Source organism: Mycolicibacterium hodleri (assembly GCF_025822245.1).
Taxonomy (GTDB): Bacteria; Actinomycetota; Actinomycetes; order Mycobacteriales; family Mycobacteriaceae; genus Mycobacterium; species Mycobacterium hodleri.
Genome location: NZ_JACKTL010000050.1, coordinates 77,332 through 102,227, shown reverse-complemented (window position 1 = coordinate 102,227; position 24,896 = coordinate 77,332). Strand labels below are relative to the sequence as shown.

Below are 24,896 nucleotides of genomic sequence, written 5' to 3'. Positions count from 1 at the left end.
TCAGCGGTCGGGCGACCAGTAGTCGAGCATCTCCGCGAAGGTGTCGAACGCCGGCCGTGAGACGCCGTAGGTGGCCTCGAAGTGGATGCTCAGGGGGAAGCCGAGGTCGGCGACGCCGTCGAGCACCCGCTTGTAGAGGTCGAGCATTTGCTTGCGCTTGAAGGCCGGGTCGGCGGCGGCCAATTCCTTGACGAAGGCCTGCTCGGCGGCGACGGCGGCGTTGCCGGGGTCCTGGATCAGCCAGTTGACGAGGCCAACGTCGGTCTCCATCTTCGGCACGAAACCGAACGACAGCAGAATCTCGGGGCGGTGGTCGGTCGCCTTCGCGAAGTCGGTGAGGAAGCCGACGACCGCGTCGGAGTACAGCAGCTGCGTCATCCCGTAGGTCGCGCCCTGGTCGCACTTGAAGTTGAAGCGGCCGTGTTCGCCGTCGCGGGTGGGGATCAGGATCGCACCGCGGTTGGGCACGACGCCCTGGTAGAGCGACAGTGCGTCGGTGGGCGCGACGCCCGCACCCTCGCCGTCGGCCATCGTGCGCGGGACGCCGACGAAGGCGATGCCGTCGAAACCGGCGGTCAGCAGCTCGCCGAGGCGTCGTTCGAGTGCCGGCTGGTCGAGGAACGACGTCACCTGCGTGCACAAGCCGTTCATGTCCGGCAGCTCCGGCCGGATGATCGACCAGTATTCGAGGACGTCGAGCTTCGGCTTCATCTCGATGGGACGGTCGCCGTCCTCCTCGATCATGCCGGGGATCATGACGTGCTTGATGCGGCCCTCGATGCCGGCGTCCTTGGCCAGCTGCAGCACCTTGTGGGCTTCGTCGACGGCGTAGGCCGCGCCGCGGTCGACGTTGGGCGGCACGAGTTCCAGCGCGATGGTGTTGAGGGCCAAGGGACTGCTCCAATTCACATCATGGAATTCACGTCGGGCGGCATGCCGGAACGATCGACGCTCCGTTGCGCATGACCCGAGATTTGCGGGCCGTCGGGACGACACCCTACCGATTCGTCTGCAAGCGGCGGGGCTCACACCGGCCCGCACCCATTGAAGTTAGGCAATGCTAGCCTTGCCAAATGCGGATTTTTAGTCGTGCCCTACACGCACCACGTGCCCTGGCCCTTGCCTCCACGGTCCTTCTCGGGGCGGCTCTCGTCGCCGGATGCGGCAGCTCGTCCACCCCGGCGAACGAGTCGACGTCCTCGGCCGCCGCCGGTGACACCGTGACGGTGTCGCACAAGTTCGGCGAGACCACGATTCCGGCCGACCCGAAGCGCGTCGTCACCGCCGGATGGATCGACCAGGACTTCGTGCTGTCGCTCGGCGTGGTGCCGGTCGGCAGTCGCGGCGGCTACTTCGAGAACTACGACAGCTTCCCGTGGGTCCAGCAGGAGACCGGCGGCAAGGGCGTCCCCGCCATCGAAGGTGACTCCATCAACTTCGAGGGCATCGCCGCGGCCAAGCCCGACGTCATCTTCGCGATCAACGAGACCGTCGACCAGAAGACCTACGACCGGCTCTCGCAGATCGCCCCCACCGTCGTCCAGTCCGCGGACTACCCGGACGAGGAAACGCCGTGGAACGTCCAGCTGATGACGACCGGCAAGGCGCTTGGCCGCGAAGAGCAGGCCCAGAAGCTCGTCGACCAGGTCAACGCCAAGTTCGACGAGGCCAAGGCCGCCCATCCCGAGTTCGCGGGCAAGAAGCTGGTCTCCGACTTCACCTCGGAACCCAACGCGCACTACGTCATCGGCAAGGGTGACCCGCGCAACGCGATCTTCGACGGACTCGGGCTCGACACCGGCGGAACCATCGGCGACGTCTCCGAGGAGAAGCTGAACCTGCTCGACGGCGAGGCCCTCTTCGTCAACGGCCTCGGCAAGGAACAGCTGGCCGACGTCCCGGCGTTCCAGCGGCTCAACGTCGTTCGCGACGGCCGCACCCTGTACGCGGGCTCGGACTCCACCCTCAGCGGTGCGATCGCCTTCCACGGACCCAACGCCATGATGTACGCCCTCGACCTGCTGGTCCCCCAGCTGTCCAACGCCTACACGGGTAAGCCGGTCGAGGATCTCTCCAACGCCTGAGCACCCCCGCGCGCGAGCAGTCTTTGCGCGAGCAGTCTTTGCGCGAGCAGACGTAAACAGCCCTGAATCGACGAGATTCAGGGCCGTTTGCGTCTGGTCGCGGGGTCTCAGTCGGCCAACTCGGCCGCGATGAGCGGGCCCAGCCGATCGAGCACTTCGGCGTCCATCAGCTCGGAGTGTGCGCAGTCGAGCGAGACCACCTTCAGCTCGCCGCCGACGTGAGCGCGCCAGCCCTCCGACGCCACCCCGGTCAGGTTCATCTCCAGCTGCGTGGCGTCGACGAAGAACACGTCCCCGTCGTAGCGACCGTAGTCCGCTCCCGCCGTCAATCGTTCTGCCGCGACGTAGTTCTCGACGACCCGGGCGATCTGCACGTCGTCGAGTATCGAGATCGCGTCGCCACTGGTCCGCACCAGGGCGACGGCCTCGTCGACGGTCATCGTGGCACCGGGGTCGACGGAGAAGCCCATCTCTCGGAGCAGGCCGGCCAACACGGTCGCCGGGTCGAACTCGTCGGCATCGGCGACCACGTCGGTGCGCGCGTCGAGCATCCCCACGAACGTCACCTCGCGGCCGCGGCGGACCAGTTCCTCGGCGACGAGCAGCGCCATCGAGCCGCCGAACGACCACCCGAGGAGCCGGATCGGCCCCCGCGGTGCGACCTCGCCCGCCCTGTCGGCGTACTCGGCGGCGAGGGTGCCGATGTCGTCGGGCAACCGCCCGCCGTGGAACAGTGGCGATTGCAGTCCGTACAGCGGAACGTCCTGCGGCAGATGCCGTTTCAGTCCGGCGAACTGCCAGCTCAGCCCGCTGGCCGGGGCCAGGCAGAACAGCGGCGCCGCCGCGCCGGCCGCGCGCAGTGGAAGCACGGGCGCCAAGCCGTCGACGGTCCCGCCAAAGTCGTCCAGCAACGCCGCTACCTCGGCGACGGTCGGGGCGACCATCAAGCCCGCCACCGGCACGTCGACGTCCAGCTCCCGGCGAATGACCGAGGCCAGCCGCACCAGCAGCAGCGAGTGCCCACCGAGGGCGAAGAAGTCGTCGTCGACGCTCGTCACGGCGACCCCGAGCACGTCGGAGAACAGGTCGCACAGGCGCTGCTGCAACGCGGTCTCCGCGGGTCGTCCAGTGCCCGAGACGATCTGCGGGTCCGGAAGCGCCTTGCGGTCCAGTTTGCCGCTGGGCGTCAACGGATACGACGCGAGTTCGACGAACGCCGACGGCACCATGTGGATCGGCAGCGACGCGAGCGCATGCGTCCGCAGCGCGTCTGTGTCTGTCCCCTCGGAGCCCTCGGCGCGCAGGTAGTACGCCACCAGCACGTCACCGCGGACGACGACGCGTGCCGAGGCCACCGACGGGTGGGTGCCCAGGACGGTCTCGATCTCGCCGGGTTCGATCCTGACGCCGCGCAGCTTGATCTGCTCGTCGGTACGGCCGAGATACTCGAGCATCCCGTCGCGCCGCCAACGCACCGCGTCGCCGGTCCGGTACATCCGCGCGCCGGCCTCGAACGGATTGGCCACGAAGCTCGCGGCGGTCAGCCCGTGCCGGTGCAGGTAGCCGTCGGCCAGTTGCACGCCGGCCAGGTACAACTCGCCGGGGGCGCCCACCGGGACGGGGTTGAGGTACGCGTCGAGCACGTAGACGCGGACGTTCCACCCCGGCACCCCCAGGGCGACCGGCCCGCCGTCGGCCGTCCACCCGAGGACGTCGACTGACGCCTCGGTGGGGCCGTACAGGTTGTGCAGCGGGACGTCGAGCACGTCGGCCAAGCGGGCCGCCACGTCGGCCGCCAGCGCCTCCCCGCCGACGGTGACCCGAGTCAGGGACGTGCAGCGCGCGGCTCGCGGCTCCTCCAGGAACAGCTCGAGCATCGACGGGACGAAGTCGACCGCGGTGACCCGCTCGGAGACGATCGTTTCGGCCAGGTAGCCGGGGTCGCGGTGCCCGCCGGGGCGAGCCACCACCAGCGTCGCGCCAACGCTCAACGGCCAGAAGACCTCCCACACCGAGGTGTCGAAGCTGATCGGCGTCTTCACCAGCATCCGGTCCTCGGACCCCAGCGGGTAGGCGTCCTGCAGCCACGCAATGCGATTCACGATGCCTGCGTGCGGCACCGCCACGCCCTTGGGTCGTCCCGTCGAACCGGACGTGTACAGGACGTACGCCAGCTGTCGGGGGTCGACGTCGGTCGGCGGCGCCACCGCAGTGTCACCGCTCGCGCACACCACCGTGTACGGGTCGTCCAGTACCACGGCGGGGTTCGCGTCGGAGGTCATGAACGCCAACCGATCCGCGGGATACTCGGGGTCCAGCGGCAGGAACGCCGCACCCGACTTCGCGATGGCGACCAGGGCGACGATCAGCTCCACCGACCGGGGCAGCGACACCCCGACGATTGCGCCCGGGTGGGCGCCGTCCTCGACGAGCTGGGCGGCGAGGCGGTCCGACCACCCGTCGAGCTCGGCGTAGCTCAGCTCCCGCCCGTCGAACACCACGGCGGTCGCGGTCGGCGTGAGCGTCGCCTGCCGAGACACCAACGCGCCCAATCCCATTGAGGGAACGTCGTGGGCGGTGCGGTTGCGCTCGCCCACCAGGTCGTCGAGCTCGCCGTCACCAAGCAGCTCGACGGCCCCGATTGGCAGGTCGGCAGCCACCGCGCCCTCGCCCAGGATGCGCACCAACCGCGACGTCAGGGTTCGTACCGTCGACTCGTCGAACAGGTCGGCCCCGTACTCGGCCATGATCGTGGCGCCACCCTCGGCACCCCCGTCGATCACCGTGAAGCCCAGGTCGAACATGGCCGCCGACGTGTCGGGTTCGACCCATTGCGTGGGCAGGCCGAACATGTCGGCGTCCGCGCCGTCGCGCCGGTGATAGCCGACGAAGACCCCGAACAGCGGATTGCGGCCCGCGACGCGTGGCGGGTTGAGGTCCTCGACCAGTCGTTCGAAGGGCAGCTCCTGGTGGGCGAATGCGGCCAGGTCGGCCGTCCGGACCCGGGTCAGCAGGTCGCCGAACGACGGGTTGCCCGCGACGTCGACCCGCAGCACCACGGTGTTGACGAAGAAGCCGATCACGTCGTCGAGCGCGGCGTCGGCTCGGCCGGCGACCGGTGTCCCGACCACTATGTCGTCCCCTGCGCCCAACCGGTGCAGAAGCACCGCGACCGCGGCGTGCAACACCATCAACACGCTGACCTGGCGCTCGGCGGCCAGATTGCGCACCGCCGCAGCCACTTCCGCCGGGAGCTCGACGTCGACGGTGCCGCCGACACCGCTGGGCCTGGTTGGCCTGGGACGGTCGGTCGGCAGGGTGAGCTCGTCGGGCGCGCCGGCGAGCGCCGCGCGCCAATGGGTCAGCCGTTCGTCGCCGATGGACGCCAGCAGTTCGCGTTGCCACAACGCGTAGTCCGCGTACTGCACCGGCAGGTCGGGCAGGTCCGGGTCGGTGCCGACGACCCTGGCCGCGTACGCGCGGTTCAGGTCGGCGACGAAGGGCGCGTCCGACCACTCGTCGGTGGCGATGTGATGCAGCAGCACGACCACGGCGTGGTCGTCGGTGCCGACCCGGATGACGTCGACGCGCAACGGGATCTCCGACGCCAGGTCGAAGGCATGCCGCGCGGAATTCGCGATCTGCGCCGCGACGTCGGTCTCGGCGCGGTCGAGAACCCGCAGCGGCACGGGGGTTCCGGCGGCCAGGATGCGTTGGAACGGGACACCGTCGCGGTCGCCGAAGACCGTTCGCAGCGCCTCGTGGCGGTCCACGACGTCGCCGAGAGCGGCACGCAGCGCCTCGACGTCGAGCGGGCCGCGAACCCGGAACACCAGCGGATAGTTGTAGGCCAGCCCGGTCTCGCCAAGGCGGTCGAGGATGAGCAGGCGTTCCTGCGCGGGTGAGGTCGGCACCACCTCGGGGCGCTGCGCCGCGACCAGCGCCGGCCGTGGTGCCCGGGCGGTCCGTTGCGAATCCACCAGGGCCGCAAGCGCACCGACGGTCGGAGCGTCGAAGACGTCGCGGATCGACGTCTCGACGCCGAGCGCGGTCCGAACAGCACCGATCAGACGAATGCTCAGCAGGGAGTGGCCGCCGAGGTCGAAGAAGTCGTCGTCCACGCCGACGTCGTCCAGACCCAGCACGTCGCCGAAGATCCGGCAGAGCGCCTCCTCGGTCGCGGTCTGCGGGGCCCGGCTCGGCGCGCGGTGGGTGGCGGGGTCGACCTGAGGCAGCGCTCTAATGTCGAGCTTTCCGTTGTCGGTCAACGGAAGTCGGTCGAGCACCGCGATCGCCGAGGGCACCATGTAGCCGGGCAGGGCACCCTTGAGGTGGGTGCGCACCCCGCCGATGAGCGACGCGGCGTCCTCGTCGGAAAGCGCCAGCCCACCCGTGGGCACCACGTAGGCGATCAGCTGGTGTGACCCGGAGGTCTTCGGGTCGGGGCGGGCGACCACCGCGGCCTGCGACACGCGCGGATGGGCGGCGATGGCACTCTGCACGTCGCCGACTTCGACGCGATAGCCACGGATCTTGACCTGGTCGTCGGTGCGGCCCAGGAAGTCGAGGTTCCCGGCCCGATCGTCGGCGGCGCGGCGGCGCACCACCAGGTCCCCCGTCCGGTACATCCGGCCGTCGGTCTCGAAGGGGTTGGCCACGAATCGGCCTGCGCTCAACCCCGGTTGGTTGAGGTAGCCGCGGGCGAGACCCGCACCGGCAATGTACAGCTCGCCGGCGACACCGTCGGGGACGGGCCGCAGCCACGGGTCGAGGATGTGTGCCCTGGTGTTCCAGATCGGCGTTCCGACGGTCGACGTCGCGCTGTCGTCGGTCCCACCACCGAGGGTGTTGATGGTGTACTCGGTGGGTCCGTAGAGGTTGTAGCCGTAGCTGGTCTCGCTGTCGCGCAACCGGTCCCAGACCGCGGCCGACACCGCCTCACCACCCAGCAGCACCAGGACCGGCGGATGCCCACCGGGTGAGAGGAGGCCCTGGTCGAACAGCAGCTGCGCGTAGGTGGGTGTCACGTTGACGACGTCGACCTCGTACCGGTGGCAGTAGGCAACCAACGCGGTTGCGTCCCTGCGCAAGTCCTCGTCGCAAATGTGAACCTCGTGGCCTTCGATGAGCCACAGCAGCTCCTCCCACGACATGTCGAAGGAGAACGACACCGTGTGGGCGATCCGAAGCCGTCGCCCACCGGCCTTGGCGATCGCCGGTGCGAAGATGGCCTCGCGGTGGTTGAGGTGCATGTTGGTCAGGCCGCGATGCGGGGTGACGACGCCCTTCGGCTTGCCCGTCGACCCCGAGGTGTAGATGACGTAGGCGGGGTGGTCCAGCGAGGGCGTGACACCGTCCCAATCCGGCGCCTCCGCGGCGAGTCGAGCGGCCACGTCCTCGTCGTCGAGCACGACGACCGGGCAGTTCGGCGGCGCGACGGCCGCGATGCGCGATGCCACGGCCGAGGTGGTCAGCAGACGGACCGGTCCCGCGTCGTCGAGCATGATCGCCAACCGCTCGTCCGGGTAGTCCAGCTCGAGCGGCAGGTAGGCGGCGCCGGCCCGCAACACCGCGAACAGTGCCACCACCGCGTCGACGGATCGCGGAATGGCAAGCGCCACCGTCTGTTCTGGACCGATGCCGCTACCCCGCAACCGCCGGGCCAAGCGGTTGACCCGCTCGTCCAACGTCCGGTAGTCGACGCTGTCGTCCCCGCACACCAGTGCCGTCGCCCGGGGCGACTCCACGCAGCGCTCGGCCAGCAGGTCCATCACCGTGGCGGCGGGCAGGTCGTGGCGGGTTGCCGCGTCGTGCGCCGTCAGCGCGCCGGTCTCGGCCGGCAGCGGCATGGGCACCGCCGCCAGAGTCGCTGCACCGTCGGCGATCTGGAGCATGGTCTGGCGCAGACGGTCGAGCAGCCGCTGGGCGTCGGCCCGGTCCACCACGTCCGGCCGGTATTCGAGCTTCACCCAGAGTTCGCGGCCGGGCGAGGCCACCCAGGTCAGCGGGTAGTGCGACGCGTCGACCGAATCGTGGCCGACGATGCCGTACTCCGACTCCATGTCGGTGAAGGTGTCGTCGTCCAGGAAGTTCTGCAGCACGTACAGGCTGTCGAACAACGGGCCGCTGCCCGAGCCCAACGCGCGCTGGATGTCGCCGAGGCCGAGGTACTCGTGGTCCATCAGGGCCAGGCGTTCGGACTGCACGGCCCGCATCGTCTCGGTGACCGAGCGGCCCGGTTCGAGCCGCACCCGGGTCGGGACCGTGTTGAGGAAGAGTCCGATGACGTCCTCGATGCCCTCGAGGTCGGTCGGCCGCCCGGCCACGGTGGAGCCGAACACCACGTCTTCGCTCCCGGTTTCGTACGCGAGCACCATGGCCAGCGCGGTGCTGACGAGGGCGTTCAGGGTAACCCCCGCGTCGCGGGCCGCCTGCAGCAACGTCGCGCTCTGGTCCTCGGTCAGCGTGAAGTCCAGGCGCAGCGCCAGCGTGGGCTCGGTGCCCACGGCGGCGGGGACCAGGAGGGTGGGTGCGGCCAGGTCGGCCAACGCCGCGGCCCACCGCCCCGCCGACGCGTCCCGGTCCTGGCGGTCGAGCCACCGTAGATAGTCGGTGAAGTGGGCGGTCGGCTCGGGCAGTCGAGCCGCGACACCCGTTCTCGCCGCTGCGTATTCGGCGAACAACTCACGCAGCAATTGCTCACGCGACCAACCGTCCAGCAGCAGGAAGTGGTAGCTGAAGATCAGGCGGTCGCGGTCGGCGGTCCGGGCGATCGTCATCCGGGCCAGCGGCGGGGAGTCCAGGTCGAAGGTGCGGAGCCGGTCGGCCGCGGTGATCTCGGCCAGCCGGGCGTCGAGGTCGTCGGGTGCCACGTCGGTCAGATCGATCAACTCCGGCTCACAGACCGGGTCCTTCGCGATCGCGGCAACCGGATGCGGCAGTCCGTCGGCGAGGAAAGCCGAGCGCAGCACCGGGTTGCGCGCCATCACCGCCGAGTACGCGGTGCGCAGGGCGTCGGGGTCGACGGGTTCGGCGAACTCGAAGACGTTCTGCACGATGTACACCGCGGCTTGGGCGTAGCTGGCTTGGAAGTACACCCCCTCCTGCAGCGGCGACAGCGGCCAGATGTCCTCGACGCCAGGCGTCGTCGCGGCGGTCACCCGGTCGACGTCGGCCTGGGACAGGTCGACGAACCTCAGGTCCGACGGCGTCAGAGAGGGTGCGGACGGGCCGCCGTCGAGCTGGTCGAGCTGACCCAGCTCGCGTAGCACCGCCGTCCAGTGGTCCGCCAGCTCGACGACGGGCTCCTCGCCCAGTTCGCCATCGGCGTAGGTGAGCGTCGCACGCAGCACCGGTCCGTCGACGGTGTCGTCGCAGACGGCGTTGACCTCCAGCAGATACGGCGTACCGAGGTCGGGGTCGGGGGCACCGCGCAGCGTGGCCACCTCGGGTGCCGAGTCCCAGTCCGCCGTGCCGTCGGCCGCCCACCGACCGAGGTAGTTGAACAGCACCTGCGGCGCGGGCAGGCGCCCGAGCGCCGCTGCGGTGCGCGGGTTGCAGTAGCGCAGCTGACCAAATCCCAGCCCGCCGTCGGCGACCGCGCGCAGCCGCTCCTTGGTCTCCTTGAGAACGGCGACGTGGTCGTCGGTCGCGTTGCTGGACAACCGAACCGGCGCGATCGCGGTGAACCACCCGACGGTGCGCGAGAGGTCCATGTCGTCGCCCCACCCGTCGCGACCATGACGTTCCAGGTCCACCACCAGTGGTGCGTCCGGGTTGCCACCGCTGGCACTGCGCCAGCGTCGTACGGCCATGGACAACGCGGCCACCAACGTCTCGGTGACGTCGGCGTTGGCCATCGCGGGCACCGACGTCAGCAGCGGCAGCGTCTCCGCCGCCGTCAGGCGCACCTCGTGGTCGCGGGTCGCGCCCACGGTCAAACCCACCGTGTTGGCCCGGTCGTCGAGCTCACCGCCCGGCGCGAGGACCGAGGTCCAGTGTTCGAACTCCGCCAATCGTGCTGCCTGCTGCGCACTTTCGTTGACGGCCCTGGCGTACGACCGGATCGAGGTCGGGACCGCGGGCAGCGCGGGCCGGTTGCCGGCGCGCACCTGGTCGAAGGCCTCCCCCAGGTCGTCGACGAGGATGCGCCAGGAGACGCCGTCGATTGCGAGGTGGTGCACGGTTAGCAGCAGGCGGCCCTGCCGCTGCGGGCCGAGGTCGAACCACACGGCGTCGACCAACGCTCCCGTCCCCGGGTCGAGGCGGTCGGCCGCCGCGTCGGACTGCAGGCCGATCGCGTCGACGAATTCGTCGTCGGTGAACCCGGAGGCGTCGACCCGACGGATCGAGACGTGCGGCGCCACAGCGGCTTCCAACGACCACAGCATGGGTGCGGGCCGATGCAGCCGCAGCCCGAGCGCGTCGTGTCGCGTGACGACGGCGTTGACCACCGCGTCGAGCTGCTCGGCCGTCGCTCCGGCCGGTGCTAGCAGCAGCTCGGCTTGGTTGAGACGGTCGACGCCGCCGCCGAGTTCGGCGAGCCGCTGCACGATGGGCGTCACCATGACCTCGCCGAGATCCGGTCCGGCGTCGGTGTCGTCGACGGCGGCCTGCCGCGGCGCCGCGGCGTCGGCCTCTCCGGCCAGTGCTGCGGGCGTCCGGCTGAGGAACACCTGCTGCGGGGTGATGTGGACGCCCTGGCGGCGGGCCCGGTTCACCAGCTGGATGGCGACGATGCTGTCGCCGCCCATGGTGAAGAAGTCGTCGTCGACTCCGACTGCGGCGCCCAGGATCTCGGTGTACAGCGCCGCCAGCAGTTCGGCGGTGCTCCCGGAGGCATCGGGGTCGACGACGGGTTGCGCGGTCGCGACGGGCGCCTCGGTGGGTGCGGGCAGCGCGGCGCGGTCCAGCTTGCCGTTGACCGTCAACGGCAGCGAATCCAGGACCACCAACGCGGACGGCACCATGTAGTCGGGCAGCCGGGTGGACAGTCGTGCACGGATCTCGGCGACGTCGACCCGGGTGCGACCGACCACGTATCCGACCAGCCGGCTGCGGCCCGTCTCGTCCTGACGGACCGCGGCGGCGGCGTTGGCCACGTCCGGCAGCGCTGCGAGCGCCGATTCGACCTCGCCGAGCTCGATCCGATAGCCGCGCACCTTGACCTGCTGGTCGGAGCGTCCGACGTACACGAGCTGACCGTCCTCGGTCCACATCGCGGTGTCGCCGCTGCGGTAGAGCCGTTCACCGTCGCCGTCGAACGGGTTGGCCACGAATCGCGACGCCGTGAGACCCGGCTTGCCGACGTACCCGCGCGCGATCTGACCGCCCGCGACGTAGATCTCGCCGACCACCCCCGTGGGTACCGGCTGAAGGGAGTCGTCTAGCAGGTGCATGCGCAGTCCCGGAATGGCGTCTCCGATCACGCTGCCGGTCGCACTCGTCGCGTCGGCGACCGCGAGCGGGCGGTGCGAGACGTGCACGCAGGTCTCGGTGATGCCGTACATGTTGACCAGCCGCGGCGAGTCGGCGTCGTGCCGCTCGTACCAGGGGACCAGCCGGCCGGTGTCCAGCGCCTCGCCACCGAAGACCACGTAGCGCACCGAACCAAGGGATGACGGACGTCCCCGTCGTCGGTCGGCCTCGATCAGGGGGTAGAACGCCGACGGGGTCTGGTTCAGCACCGTGACCCGCTCGGACTCCAGCAGCTCCAGGAAGCGGTCGGGGTCGCGGGCGACGGCCTGCTCGACGACCACCAGGTGACCGCCGTGCAGCAGCGGACCCCACAGCTCCCACACCGAGAAGTCGAACGCCGCCGAGTGGAACATCGTCCAGACGTCGTCGTGGCCGAACTCGAACAGCGTTGCGGTGCCGTCGAACAACGCTGCGACGTTGCGGTGGGTGACCGTCACGCCCTTGGGCAGGCCGGTGGAACCGGACGTGTAGATGACGTAGGCCGCGTGGTCCGCCACCAGCGCCGGTGCGTGCAGGGTACCGGGCTGCGGCCGGGCGGCGTCGTCGACGAGCACCACCGGCGTGGCCGCGGTCGAGACCCCGTCGGGTAGCCGGTCGACCCGGTCGACCAGGATGCAGACCGGTGCCGAGTCGACGACGATGTGGCGCAGGCGCGCCTCGGGTGAGTCGACGTCCAGCGGCACGTACGTTCCGCCCGCCTTGACCACGGCGAGCAGCGCGACGATCAGGTCCAGGGACCGCGGCAACGCAACGGCCACCCGGGATTCGGGCCGGACCCCGAGCCGGGTCAGCGTCGCGGCGACCGCCGAGGCCCTCTCGTCGAGTTCGGCGTAGGTCAGGCGGGCCGCGCCACAGCTGACCGCGGTGCGACCGGCGTGCGCGCCGGCCGCCGCGGTGAAGGCCTCGACGAGCGTGCGGTCGGGGCCACGGCGCGACTGCGTGGCGGCGACGAGGTCGCGTTCGGCGTCGGTGCGCAGGTCGACGTCGCCGACGGCGGTGTCCGGCGTCCCGGTGAACGCCGCCAGGATGCGCTCCACGCGTTCGGCGAAGCGGTCGGCCTGAGCGGCGGTGACCGCTTCGGCGTCGTACTTGATCTCCACGGTGAGACGGTCGTCGAGGTAGGCGACGAGCGACACCGGGTAGTGCGGCGCGTCGGTACCGGTGAAGCCCTCGAAGTGCACGGCGCGAGCGTCATTGGACGGTTCGTCGGCCACCGTCGGGAAGTTCTCGACGACCACCATGGTGTCGAAGAACTCGCGGACCCCGGCGAGCCTGGCCAGTTCGGCCAGGCCCAGGTGCTGGGCGTCCAGGACGGCGCTCTGCTGCTCCTGGAGGGCGGCCATGACCGCCGCGACCGACGTGTCGTGGTCCCAGGCCATCGGCACCGGCACCGTGTTGATCAGCAATCCGACGATGGAGTCGGTGCCCGCGAGCTCACCGCCGCGACCGGAGACCGTCGACCCGAACACCACGCGCCGCCGGTCGAGAAGCCGCCCGAGCAGCAGTCCCCACGCCCCGTGCACCACGGTGCCGAGGGTGACGCCACGCTCCCGCGCCGCCCGCGTCAGTGCCGCAGTGAGGTCAACCGAGAGTCGACGCACTGAACTGTGATGTTCACCAACGGCTTTCGGCTCGTCGAACAGAAGGGTCGGCTCGACCCCGGCCAGCGCCGTCGCCCAGGCCTGTCGGGCCGCGTCCTGGTCCCCGCCGCGGACGGCGTCGACGTGATCGCGCAGCGTTGCGGTCAACGGGGTCAGGCCCGCGCCGACGCCGAGCGCCGAGTTGTAGTGCGTGACGACGTCGCCGAACATCACGGGATACGACCAGCCGTCGGCGACGATGTGGTGCATGGTCTGAATCAGGCGGTGGTCGTGGGCGGTCAGCGACACCAACGCGTAGCGCACCAAGGGCGGGGCCGCGAGGTCGAACGGTCGCGAGAGTTGCTCGCGCGCAACGTCGTCCAGACGTTGGCGCACGACTCCCTCGTCGAGGTCCGACGCGTCGACCACGTCGAGGACGACGGGCACCTCGGCCCAGACGACCTGCGCGATCCGGCCGTCGCGCAGCTCGTGGAACCCGGCCCGCAACGCCTGGTGTCGCGCGATGACCGCACTCAGGCTGGCCCGCAACGCTTCCGGGTCGACCGGGCCCGACAGCTCGGCGATCTGCTGCACGCGGTAGGTGTCGACGTAGTCGTCGGAACCCGCACCGAGTGCGCCGTGGAAGTACATGCCCTCCTGCAGCGGCAACAGCGGCAGGACGTCCTCGACCGGTCCGGTCGACTGCCAGTCGTCCAGGTCCTCCTGGGTGACCTCGACGAGCGGAAAGTCCGACGGGGTGTGACCGGCCAGCGCGTCGCACCGGGTCAGGGCCGTCAACGTGGCCGACCACAGGGTGGCCAGCTCGTCGACGTCGCCGGCGTCCAGCAGACCACCCGGCCAGGCGAGCGTGACGGTCAGGCGGGTGCCGCCGGGACCGTCCTCGGCGATGGCGTTGATCTCCAGTGCCACTGCCGGATTGGTGGGGTCGACGCCCTCACGCAGACCACCGAAGTCGGCGACGGGTTCCCAGGCCTTGCCGCTGCCGCCCGAGAAGCGCCCGAGGTAGTTGAAGAGGATTTGGGGTGCGTCGCCGCGGACGGGCCGCTCGGCGTCGAGGTGGCGCAGCACGCCATAGCCGAGGCCGCGGCTTGGGGCCGAGCGCAGTTGCTCCTTGACCGACTTCACCGCCGTCGCGAGCTGCTGGCCCGCCTCGAGCACGTCAGTCCAGTCGAGCATGCCGGGATCGAGGCGCACCGGGTAGATCGCGGTGAACCACCCGATGGTCCGGGACAGGTCGAGGTCCCCCGCGACGAGTTCGGGTTCGCGGCCGTGTCCCTCGAGGTTCACCACCGCAGCACTCGTGTCATGCCCACGGTCGGCCCGCCAGCGGGCCAGCGCCAGCGCCAGCGCGGCGAGCAGCACGTCGTTGACCCCGCCGTGAATCGCCGCGGGCACCGAGGAGAGCAGTGCCGAGCTGACGTCGCCCGGCAGCGTAAAGCTCTGGGCGCGAACGGTCTCCGCCGTGTCGACGCTCGCGTCGAGGGGCCGGTGGCCCAGGTCGGGATCGGCAGTCGACAGCACGTCGTTCCAGTACGGCGCCTCGGCGTCGAACCGCGTCCCGGCAATCGCGCTCGACCACGTCCGGAACGAGGTCGGGACGGCGTCGAGCGCGGCGGGCCGGCCGGCGACGACGTCCGCCCACGCGGCCGCCAGGTCTTCGGTGACCACGCGCCACGACACGCCGTCGACGACGAGGTGGTGCACGACCAGCAGGAGTTGACCGTCGCGGTACCAGACGGCGCGGACCATCCGACCGTCTTCGGGGCTCAGGTCGGCGGCCGCCGCGGTGGTGGCCTCGGCGACGTCGGACGCGGTGAGGGCGCCGTCACGAACGGTCAGCAACGAGCCGGCCGCCACGGTCTCCTCCGGCACCGACAGCGTCCAGCCGGCGGTGCCGACGTCGAGTCGCGCACGCAACATGTCGTGGGTGTCCAACAGCGCCTGCAGCACGGCGTCGAGCTGACCGTCGGTGATGCCGGCCGGCGTGGCCACCACCATCGACTGGTAGAAGTTGGCCAGCGGCGTCTTGGCGTCGGCGGTCTCGGCGAGCATGGGCGTCGCGGCGATCGTGCCGACACCACTGTCGGGCTCGGCGGGTGCCGTCGGCGCGGAGGACCCGACGACGGCGGCCAGCGCGGCCACGGTCCTGCGGCGGAAGACGTCGCGCGGGGTGAGGGGTAGACCCGCCTTGCGCGCCCGGCCCGACACCGCGATCGACGAGATGCTGTCGCCGCCAAGGGTGAAGAAGTCGTCGTCGATGCCGACGTGCGGGAGGCCGAGGACCTCCGCGAAGACGCTGGCCAGCAACGTTTCCCGTTCGTCTCTCGGATCGCGCGACTCTCCCGCGGAGGGAACCACGGGTTCCGGGAGCGCGCGGACGTCGAGCTTGCCGTTGACGGTCAAGGGAATCTCGTCGACGAACCCGTACAGCGCGGGCACCATGTAGTCGGGCAGGGTCTGCGACACCGCCGCGCGGAGTTCGGCGGCGAACGCCTCCTTATCCTCCCGCCGCTCGTCCTGGACCACGTAGCAGACCAGCTGGTTCACCGACGCGGACGGGCCGGGTCGCGCGACCGCGACGGCCTGCCGCACACCCGGCAGCGCGGACAGCGCCGCCGCGACCTCGCCGAGTTCCACCCGGTAGCCGCGGATCTTCACCTGGTCGTCGCTGCGGCCGAAGAAGTCGAGCGTGCCACCGGTGTCCGGCCGGCGGGCGACCAGGTCGCCCGTGCAGTACATCCGCCCACCCTCGGTGAACGGATCGGCGACGAAGCGGTCGGCGGTCAGGGCGGGCCGGTCGAGGTACCCGCGCGCCAGGCCGGCACCGGCGATGTATAACTCACCAACCACGCCGTCGCCAACGGGTCGCAGCCACGAATCCAGCACGTAGGCGCGAGTGTTCCAAATGGGTTGTCCCACAGTCGGAGTGGCACTGTCATCGGTGCTCGCGCCGAGGGTGTTGATGGTGTACTCGGTCGGTCCGTAGAGGTTGTAGCCGGTGCCGTCCGGCAGCTCCCGGAGTCGCCGCCAGACCTCGTCGGACACGGCCTCACCACCGAGCAGGACCAGGGTCGGCGAATGGGAGCCCGCGTCGAGCAGTCCCTGCGCGAACAGATGATGGGCGTAGCTGGGCGTCACGTTCACGACGTCGATGCGGTGCTCGTGGCAGTACGCCACCAAAGCGGTGGCGTCCCTGCGCAATTCCTCGTTGCAGATGTGCACCTCGTGTCCCTCGACGAGCCACAGCAGCTCCTCCCAGGACATGTCGAAGGAGAACGACACAGTGTGCGCGACGCGCAGCCGCCGGCCACCGGCCGTGGCGATCGCCGGTTCGAAGATCTCGGCCCGGTGGTTGAGCTGCATGTTGGTCAGACCCCGGTAGGGCGTCACCACGCCCTTCGGGCGTCCGGTGGATCCGGAGGTGAAGATGACGTAGGCCGGGTGCTCGAGGCGTTGCGCGCCGGCACCTCTGGCGAACGCGCCGAGTTCGGCGTCGGTGAGTGCGGCGGTCGACGTGCGCGCCAACGCGTCGCGAACCGTCGGATCGTCGAGCCGCAGGACGTCGCCGCCGCGGCGCTCCTGGTGTTCGGCCACCTCGGCGCTCGCGGCATGGCAGACCAACAGCACCGGGCGTCCGTCGTCGATCATCCCGGTGAGTCGCGCCAGCGGGTAGTCCCGCTCCAGCGGCAGATAGGCGGCACCGGTGCGCAGCACCGCGAACAGGGCCACCACCATGTCCACCGAACGCGGCAGCGCCAGTGCGACGATGCGCTCGGGTCCCGCGCCGCGGTCGAGCAGCCGGCGGGCCAATTGGTTGATCCGACCGTCGAGTTCGGCGTAGGTCAGCCGGGTGTCACCGAAGACCAGTGCGGTCTCGTCGGGGCAGATGCGAGCCCGGTCGGCCAGCAGATCGGCGATGGTGTCGTCGCCCATGTCGTGTTCGGTCGACCGCCACTGCGCCTCGAGTGCGGCCCGATCGGCGGGCAGGGCCAGATCCAGATCGCCCACCGCGGCGTCCGGGTGCGCCAAGAGCAGGTCGACGGCTCGGATCAGCCGCTCGACCATCGCCGCGGCGGTGCCCGCGTCGACGACGTCGGGCCGGTACTCGAGTTTGATCGTCAGCCGCTCGCCGGGGGTCAGCACCCACGTGAGCGGATAGTGCGTGGTGTCGACGAAGTCGACGCCGATGATTCCGTGCTGGCGCTCGAAGTCGGTGAACGTGTCGTCGTCGAGGAAGTTCTGCAGGACGTACAGCGTGTCGAACAGGGGCTGGTGACCGGTGCTGCGGGTGACGTCACCCAACCCGACGTATTCGTGTGCCATGAGGTCGAGTCGGAAGTCCTCCACGCGCCGAAGCAGTTCGGCCACCGTCATGTTCGGCGTCGTCTGCACGCGGACGGGGATGGTGTTGAGGAATTGTCCGATCACGTTCTCGACACCGGGAAGTTCGGGCGGCCGGCCTGCCACGGTCGTGCCGAACACGACGTCGGTGCTTGCCGTCTCGAAGCCCAGCACCATCCCGAGGGCGGTGGTCAGAACCGTGTTGGCCGTCGTCGGCCGGGTCCTGGTGTGCCTCTCGAGTCGGGCGGTCAGCTCGTCGGACAGCTCCCCGTAGACCCGTTGCGGCAGTGCGGGTTCGCGGCCGACGGCCTCAGGCGCCACCAGTGTTGCCTCGGCCAGTCCGGCCAGGGCGTCGGACCAGGCCCGGATGGACGCGGCCTGGTCTTGGTCGTCGACCCACCGCAGGTAGTCGACGTACGTGCTGCCCGCCGCGGGGAGCGCCCCGCGGATGCCGCGGGAGTCGTACAGCGCGAACAACTCTCGGAGCACCAGCTCGCGGGACCAGCCGTCCCAGAGCAGGAAGTGACAGGTGAGCAGCAGCCTGTCCCCCAGACCCGGCCGCCTGATCACCGTCAGCCGCACCAGGGGTGGCATGCGGAGGTCGAAGGGCTTCTCGGCGTCGGCGCGCATGACCTCGGCGAGCCGATCGGCGGCCACCTCGGGCGTCAGGTCCGACAGGTCGACGAGCGCGCCGTCGGCGGGCACGAACCGACCGACGTACTGCACGGGCCGCACCACGTCCTCGCTGGTGAAGCCGGCCCGCAGGTTGTCGTGCCGGGACAGCAGCGCACCGAACGCCGTGCGCATCGCGTCCACGTCGAGTTGGCGGTCGAAGTCGAAGACGTTCTGCGCCAGGTAGGTGTTGACGTCGTCGGTGTACGTGGACTGGTAGTAGACGCCCTGCTGCAGCGGCGACAGCGGCCAGACGTCCTGGACCTCGACGGGGCAGCCGTCGACCAGACGGGCCAGCTCGTCGTCGGCGAGGCCGTGCCACGCGACGGAGGTGGCCGGGACCGCCGCGGGTGCGGGGCTGACGGCGGTGCCGCGGGTGGCGAGCACGTCTTCCAACGCGCGGGGGGTGCGCAGCTGGAACAGTTCCTTGGTCTGGATCGTCACGTCGGCGCCCGCGAGACGGTTGACCACCCGCAGCGCCAGCAGGCTGTCGCCGCCGAGGGCGAAGAAGTCGTCGTCGACGCCGATCGGGTCGGAGATGTCCAGGACGTCCTGGAAGACGCTGCAGATCAACGACTCCCGCGGCGTCCGGGCGGCGACCTTGGAGACCGAGAGCACGGGTTCGGGGAGCGCCGCGCGGTCGCGCTTGCCGTTGGGCAGCAGCGGGACCCCGGGCAGCTGGGTCACCGTCGCCGGCACCAAGTGCGCCGGCAACCGCTCGGCCAGCGCGGCGCGAATCGCCGCCTGCTCGAGCGGCGACGCGTCGCGGGTCACCACGTAGGAGTCCAGTCGTGTCGAGCCGTGGGCCCCGTGGTGAACGGTGACGACGGCGTCGGCGACGCCGGGCAGGTCGGCGAGCGCCGCTTCGACCTCCCCCAGCTCGACGCGGAATCCGTTGATCGTGACCTGGTCGTCGGCCCGGCCGACGAACTCGACGTCGCCGGTCGGGGTCCACCGGGCCAGATCGCCCGTCCGATAGAGCCTTCCCCCATGCGCACTGAAGGGGTCGGCGACGAAGCGGGCGGCGGTCATGCCGCTCTGGCCGTGGTAGCCGCGGGCGAGTTGGCTTCCGCCGACGTAGATCTCGCCGATGACGCCGGGTGGCACCGGCGCGAGGTCGGGTCCCAGCAGCAGGATGCGAACACCCGGCACGGGTCGGCCCAGGGTGGTCGGGCCGTCGACGGGCACCGGCCCGGCGAGCACGTCGCCCGCCACCTCGGACGATCCGTACGAGTTCACGATCTGCGCGTCCGGCGACACCCGCCGCAGCGCGGTGACGGTGCCGTGGTCCAGCGCCTCGCCGCTGCAGATCCAGCGCCGGACGTGACCGAGGCCGGTCGGGGCCGACTCGGCCATCGCCACGGCGAGGCTCGGCACGACGAGAAGCTGGGTGGCTCCGACCGTGTCGACCAGACTGGCGAGCGCCGCGGCGTCCCGGGCGGTGTCCTCGTCGGCGATCACCGTGGTGGCACCCGCCACCAGGGCCCCGAGGAGCTCGGTGGTGCCGTCGACGAAGCTCGTCGAGCTCTTGGCGACCCGCACGTCGTCGTGCTCGTGCGACCATGCGTCGGCCGCCCATGCGAGCCGGTTGGCCAACGCGCCGTGGGTTCCGACGGTCCCCTTTGGGCGGCCGGTGCTGCCGGAGGTGTAGACGATCGACGCGGCGTCGTCGGGTCCGACGTCGACGCGGACCGCTTCTTGCGCTGCCGGATTCGCATCGACGGACACCGTGGGCAGCCCGTGTGGTGGCAGCGGACGGCCGTCGGTGACGATCACCCGCGGCCGGGCGTCGTCGAGCATGAAGCTGATGCGCGCGTGGGGGTACTGCGGGTCGACGGGCAGATACGCCGCACCGGAGCGCAGGACGGCCAGCAGGGCGACCACCAGGTCGGTGGTGCGGCCGACGGTCACGGCCACCACGTCACCGCGACGGACGCCGGCGTCGGCGAGGGCACCCGCCAGCCGTGTCGCCTCCCGGTCCAGTTGGGCGTAGCTCAGCCGTCCGGAGCCGTCGGCGACGGCCACCGCACTCGGCACGCGGCGCACCTGGTCGTCGAACGCGTCGAGGACGGTGCCCCGCCACGCCGGCGCACCGGTCCCGGCCGCCAGGACCGCGTCGTACTCGGCGGGCGCGAGGAGTTCGACGTCGCCGCAGGGCAGTTCACCGGAGGTGACGATCGTCGCGAGGATGCGTTGATAGAACTCCAGGACGCGTTGCGCCGTCGCGGCGTCGACGACGCCGAGGTCGTGGGTCAGCGCGACGGTGAACGGCTCGGCTGGCTTGACCATCAGGGTCAGGGGGTAGTGCGGCGCCTCGACCACGTCGACCGAGGTGACCTGGATGCTCGCCCCGGGGTGGTGCGCGGCGGGATGGTTCTCGACGACGACCAGGGTGTCGAACAGATCCGTGACACCGATGGCCTGCTGAACGTCCGCGAGCGCCACGTGGTGGTCTTCGAGTAGCGCCGTCTGCGCGTCGGCGAACCGGCGCACCACGGTCTCGAGGGAATCGCCGGCCGTCCACCGTGTTCGCGCGGCGACGGTGTTGATCAGCAGGCCCACCATGTCGTCGACGCCGGGGACGTCGACGCCGCGGCCCGAGACCGTGGAGCCGAAGACCACGTCGCTTCGGCCGCTGAGCCGGCCCACCGCGATACCCCAGGCCGCGCCGACGACGGCGCTGACGGTCACGCCGTGGCTGCCGGCCCAGTCGGCCAGCCCGGCGGCCACGTCCGTCGCCAACGTCGCGCCGGCCTTGCCGAAGCCCTCGCCTCGAGATCTGCTGGGCGGCAGCGCGTCTGCGAACCGGGTCGGCTCTGTCACGCCGTCCAACTCGGTGCGCCAGGCCGTGAGCGCCTCCTCGACGGGGGCCTCGGCGATCCAGGTCAGGTAGTCGCCGTAGCGGGGCGCCGCGGGCAGTGGCGCCGACGGGTCGTCGTGCAGTGCGGCGAGTTCTCGCAGCACGACGGGCACCGACCAACCGTCGGCGACGATGTGGTGGACGGTCTGAATCAAGACGTGCCGGTGCGGTGTCAGGCGCAGCAGCGCGTACCGCATCAGCGGCGGCCGCGCCAGGTCGAACGGCCGGTCGCGCTGCTCGGCGGCCACCTCGTGGACCCGACGACTGGCGGCGGCGTCGTCGACGACGCTCACATCGACGAAGAGCCAGGGCATGTCGGGCGCGGCCCCGATCACCGACACGACGTCGCCGTCCGCGGTGGGCCGGAATGCGGCGCCAAGGTGGCGATGCCGCGCGATGAGGGCGTTCGCGGCGGCACGCAACCGCTCGGGCTCGACCGGCCCGGACAGCTCGACGATCTGCTGGACGACGTAGGGGTCGACGTCGGCGTAGGTGGAGTGGAAGTAAATCCCCGCCTGCAGCGGTGACGGGGGCAGGACGTCGACCAGCTCGTCCTGGCCGACTCCGAGTGCGTCGACGTCGGACTGGTCGAGCGTGACGAGCGGAAAGTCCGACGGCGTCGGGCCGCTCACCGCGTCACTGACCGCGATGGCCTCGAGGGCGCCGACCCATAGGTGCGAGAGTGCCTGCACCCGTGAATGATCCAGGACGCCCGAGGGCCAGCTGAAGGTCGCCTCCAGTCGCGAGCCGTCGTCGGTCTCCACGGTGATGGCGTTGATCTCGAGGGCCCTCGGCAGGGGCATGCGTGGGTCGCGGTCCTCGGCCACGACGTCCTCGGCGAGGGTCCACGGTGCGTCGCCCGCACCGCTGAACCTGCCCAGGTAGTTGAACAGCACCTGCGGCTGGATCGCCAGATCCGGGCGCGGCCGGCCCGAGAGGTAGCGCAGGGCACCGTAACTCAATCCGTTGCCGGGCACTGCACGCAGTTGATCCTTGACCGCCTTGACGGCGTCGCCCAGTTGCCGTCCACCGGACATCAGGCGGTCCCACGGCGTCGCACCGGGGTCGACCACGACGGGGAAGAGCGTGGTGAACCAGCCCAGGGTGCGGGACAGGTCCAGGTGTTCGCCTGCCGCACCGAGGTGTTCGGCTTCGCGGCCGTGCCCCTCCAGTTCGAGCAGGACCGACGACGACTCGCTCCCGCGCCACTCGGCGAGGGCCACCGCGAGGGCCGCCACCAACACGTCGTCCACACCGCCGCGGATCGCGTTCGGCACCGGTCCCAGCAGGCGGCCCGTGGCGTTGGCGCCGAGGCGCACCGTCAGCCTGTCCTCGGTCGCGACCACGTCGACCGCCGGGTCCAGTGGCCTGCTGCCGAGCGGTAGGGCGTCTGCGGTGCCGGCGACGCGCAGCCAGTGGTCCTCGTCGGCGGCGAAGACGCCGCCCGTCGTGGCGGCGCGGAGTTCATCGGACCACTGGCGAAGCGGAGTGTCCGCGGCGGCGAGTGAGATGGGTTGCCCGGCGCGCACGTTCGCCCACGCCGAGGCCAAGTCCTCACCAAGCAGGCGCAGCGAGACACCGTCGACCACCACGTGGTGCAGCATCAGGATGAGCCGTCCGGGGCGGTTGGCGCCGGCGTCCAGCCACACGACGTCGAGCACACGCCCGTGGCGCGGGTCGAGGCGGCCCACCGCCTGAGACCGCTGCTCGGCCGTTACCGCGTCGGCGTCGCCGTCCAGCGGTACCCGGGTCAGCACGTCGGCCGCCGTCACCGAGCCCGTGGCGGGGATCGTCAGCCCGGCGGGGTCGACCGTGCCGACACGGGCGCGCAGTACGTCGTGGCAGTCGAGCAGGGCGTCGACCATGGTGGTCAGCGCCGCCGTCGTCAATCCGGCGGGGCTGTGCAACGTGACCGACTGGAAGAAGCCGTCCAGGCCGGTGACGCCGTTGCCGACCTCGTGGAGCCACGCCAGAATCGGCGTGGCGGCGACGTCGCCCACCGGGTCGACGGTCACGGATTCGGTTGCGATCGAGCCGATGTCGGATGCCGCGGCAGCCAATGCGGCCGGGGTGCGCGCCGCAAAGACGTCGCGCGGTCGTAGCCGCAGGCCGAGCTTGCGGGCGCGACTGATCAGGCCCATCGCGACGATGCTGTCGCCACCCATGGCGAAGAAGTCGGCGTCGGCACTGACGCTGACCACCCCGAGCAGCTCGGCGAAGATGTCGCAGATCGCGCGGGTGCGTGGGTCGGTCGGCGCGGCGGCCGCATTCGGGACCGCGGTCGGCGGTGCGGGCAGCGCGCGTCGGTCCAGCTTGCCGTTGGCGGTAACGGGGAATTCGTCGAGCACCATCACCGCGGCGGGCACCATGTGCTCCGGCAGTTTCGAGGCGCACCAGCTCAGCAGGTCGTCGGCCTCGACCCCGGCGTTGGAGACCACGTAGCCGGTCAGTCGTGCACCGCCGGAGGGGGTTTGCCGCAGGATGACCGCCGCATGCCGCACCAACGGATGCGACGCCAGGATGACCTCGATCTCCTCGAGTTCCACCCGCATCCCACGAATCTTCACCTGGTTGTCGGCGCGACCGAGGAATTCGAGGACGCCCTCCGCGGTCCAGCGCGCGAGGTCGCCGGTGCGGTACATCCGCGAGCCGTCGTCGTCGAAGGGGTTGGCGACGAAACGCGATCCGGTCAGCCCGGGTGCGTGAATGTAGCCCCGCCCCAACAGGAATCCGGCGGCGTAGAGTTCGCCGCCGACACCGACCGGGACGGGGTGCAAGTCGTCGTCGAGGACGTAGAGCTGGGTGTGCGGATTCGGCCGCCCGATGGAGGTCTCGATCCGCTCGGCGCTGTCGCGGTAGATGACGTGGGAGACCCCGATGGTCGCCTCGGCAGGCCCGTAGCCGTGGTAGAGCGTCGTGCTCAGTTGGGCTCGGAACCGGTCGAACAGCGCGGGCGTCAGCACCTCGCCGCCGCACCACACGTGCTTGAGCCCGGACAGCAGACTGGTGCCCTGGGCGAGGTCGAGGAGCACGTCGAGCATCGACGACACCAGGTAGACGAAGGTGACGTTCTCGCCGGAGATCAGGTCGAGCAGGTACTGCGGGTCCCGTTCGCCACCGGGGTCGGCCACCACGACGTAGCCGCCGGAGACCAGCGGCAGCAGGATCTCGTTGACGGAGATGTCGAACGACAGCGGCGCCTTGAACAACGAGGCGTCTCCCGGACCGAATCCCAGGACGTCCTCGACCTGCCAGGTCAGTCGTTCGGCGATGGCCTCGTGGCGGATCATCGCACCCTTGGGCTTGCCGGTGGACCCGGAGGTGAAGATGACGTACGCCAGCTGGCTGCCGTCGATCGTGGTCGTCGGCGGCGCCGTCGGATGATGGCCGAACGTCCATGCGTCGAGCGCGATGTCGATCGCGGTCGGATCCGTCGGCAGGGCCGCACCCGGCGCCACCACGACAGAGGTGGCCCTGGTGTCGGCGAGGACCTGCTGCCTGCGTTCGGCCGGCCACTGGGGGTCGACGGGGACGAAGGCCCCACCGGCGGCGAGGATCGCCATCGCCGCCACGACCATCTCCGCCGAGCGTGGCAACGCGATGGCCACCATCTGTTCGTGCTCGACGCCCGCGGCCCGCAGGTGATTGGCCAGTTGGTAGGCACGGTCGGCCAATTCGCGATAGGTCAGTCGCACGTCGCCCGCGACGACGGCCAGCGCGTCGGGGGTCTGCTCGACCTGCCGGGCGAAGGCCGCCGGCACCGTGGTCGTGGTGTCGGGCCAGCTCGCGTCGTTCCACTCCCGCAAGAGTTCCAAGCGAGCGCTTGGGGTCAGGCCGTCGTCGATCTCGGTCGTCGTCATG

The 24,896-nt window shown here is 70.7% G+C and carries 3 protein-coding genes; 1 reads left to right on the top strand and 2 read right to left on the bottom strand.

The window, feature by feature from the left end; translation table 11 throughout:
• Window positions 1-891, bottom strand: a complete 891-nt coding sequence (locus H7J06_RS21275; RefSeq protein ID WP_264041090.1) for a mycobacterial-type methylenetetrahydrofolate reductase — start codon at window positions 889-891, stop codon at window positions 1-3.
• A 182-nt stretch (window positions 892-1,073) separates the two neighbouring features.
• Here H7J06_RS21275 and H7J06_RS21270 point away from each other — a divergent pair, with 182 nt between their 5' ends.
• Complete coding sequence (locus H7J06_RS21270) at window positions 1,074-2,084, top strand: ABC transporter substrate-binding protein (RefSeq protein ID WP_264041089.1); 1,011 nt, start codon at window positions 1,074-1,076, stop codon at window positions 2,082-2,084.
• Between the two features lie 107 nt (window positions 2,085-2,191).
• On the opposite strand, the gene H7J06_RS21265 is transcribed toward H7J06_RS21270, so the two are convergent.
• On the bottom strand, window positions 2,192-24,895 hold the full coding sequence (locus tag H7J06_RS21265) for a non-ribosomal peptide synthase/polyketide synthase (RefSeq protein ID WP_264041088.1): 22,704 nt from the start codon (window positions 24,893-24,895) through the stop codon (window positions 2,192-2,194).
• Between the last annotated feature and the right edge of the window lies 1 nt (window position 24,896).

Coding starts and splice junctions, on each gene's coding strand:
- H7J06_RS21270 (WP_264041089.1), top strand. CDS start 1,074: ATGCGGATTTTTAGTCGTGCCCTACACGCACCACGTGCCCTGGCCCTT.
- H7J06_RS21265 (WP_264041088.1), bottom strand. CDS start 24,895: ATGACGACGACCGAGATCGACGACGGCCTGACCCCAAGCGCTCGCTTG.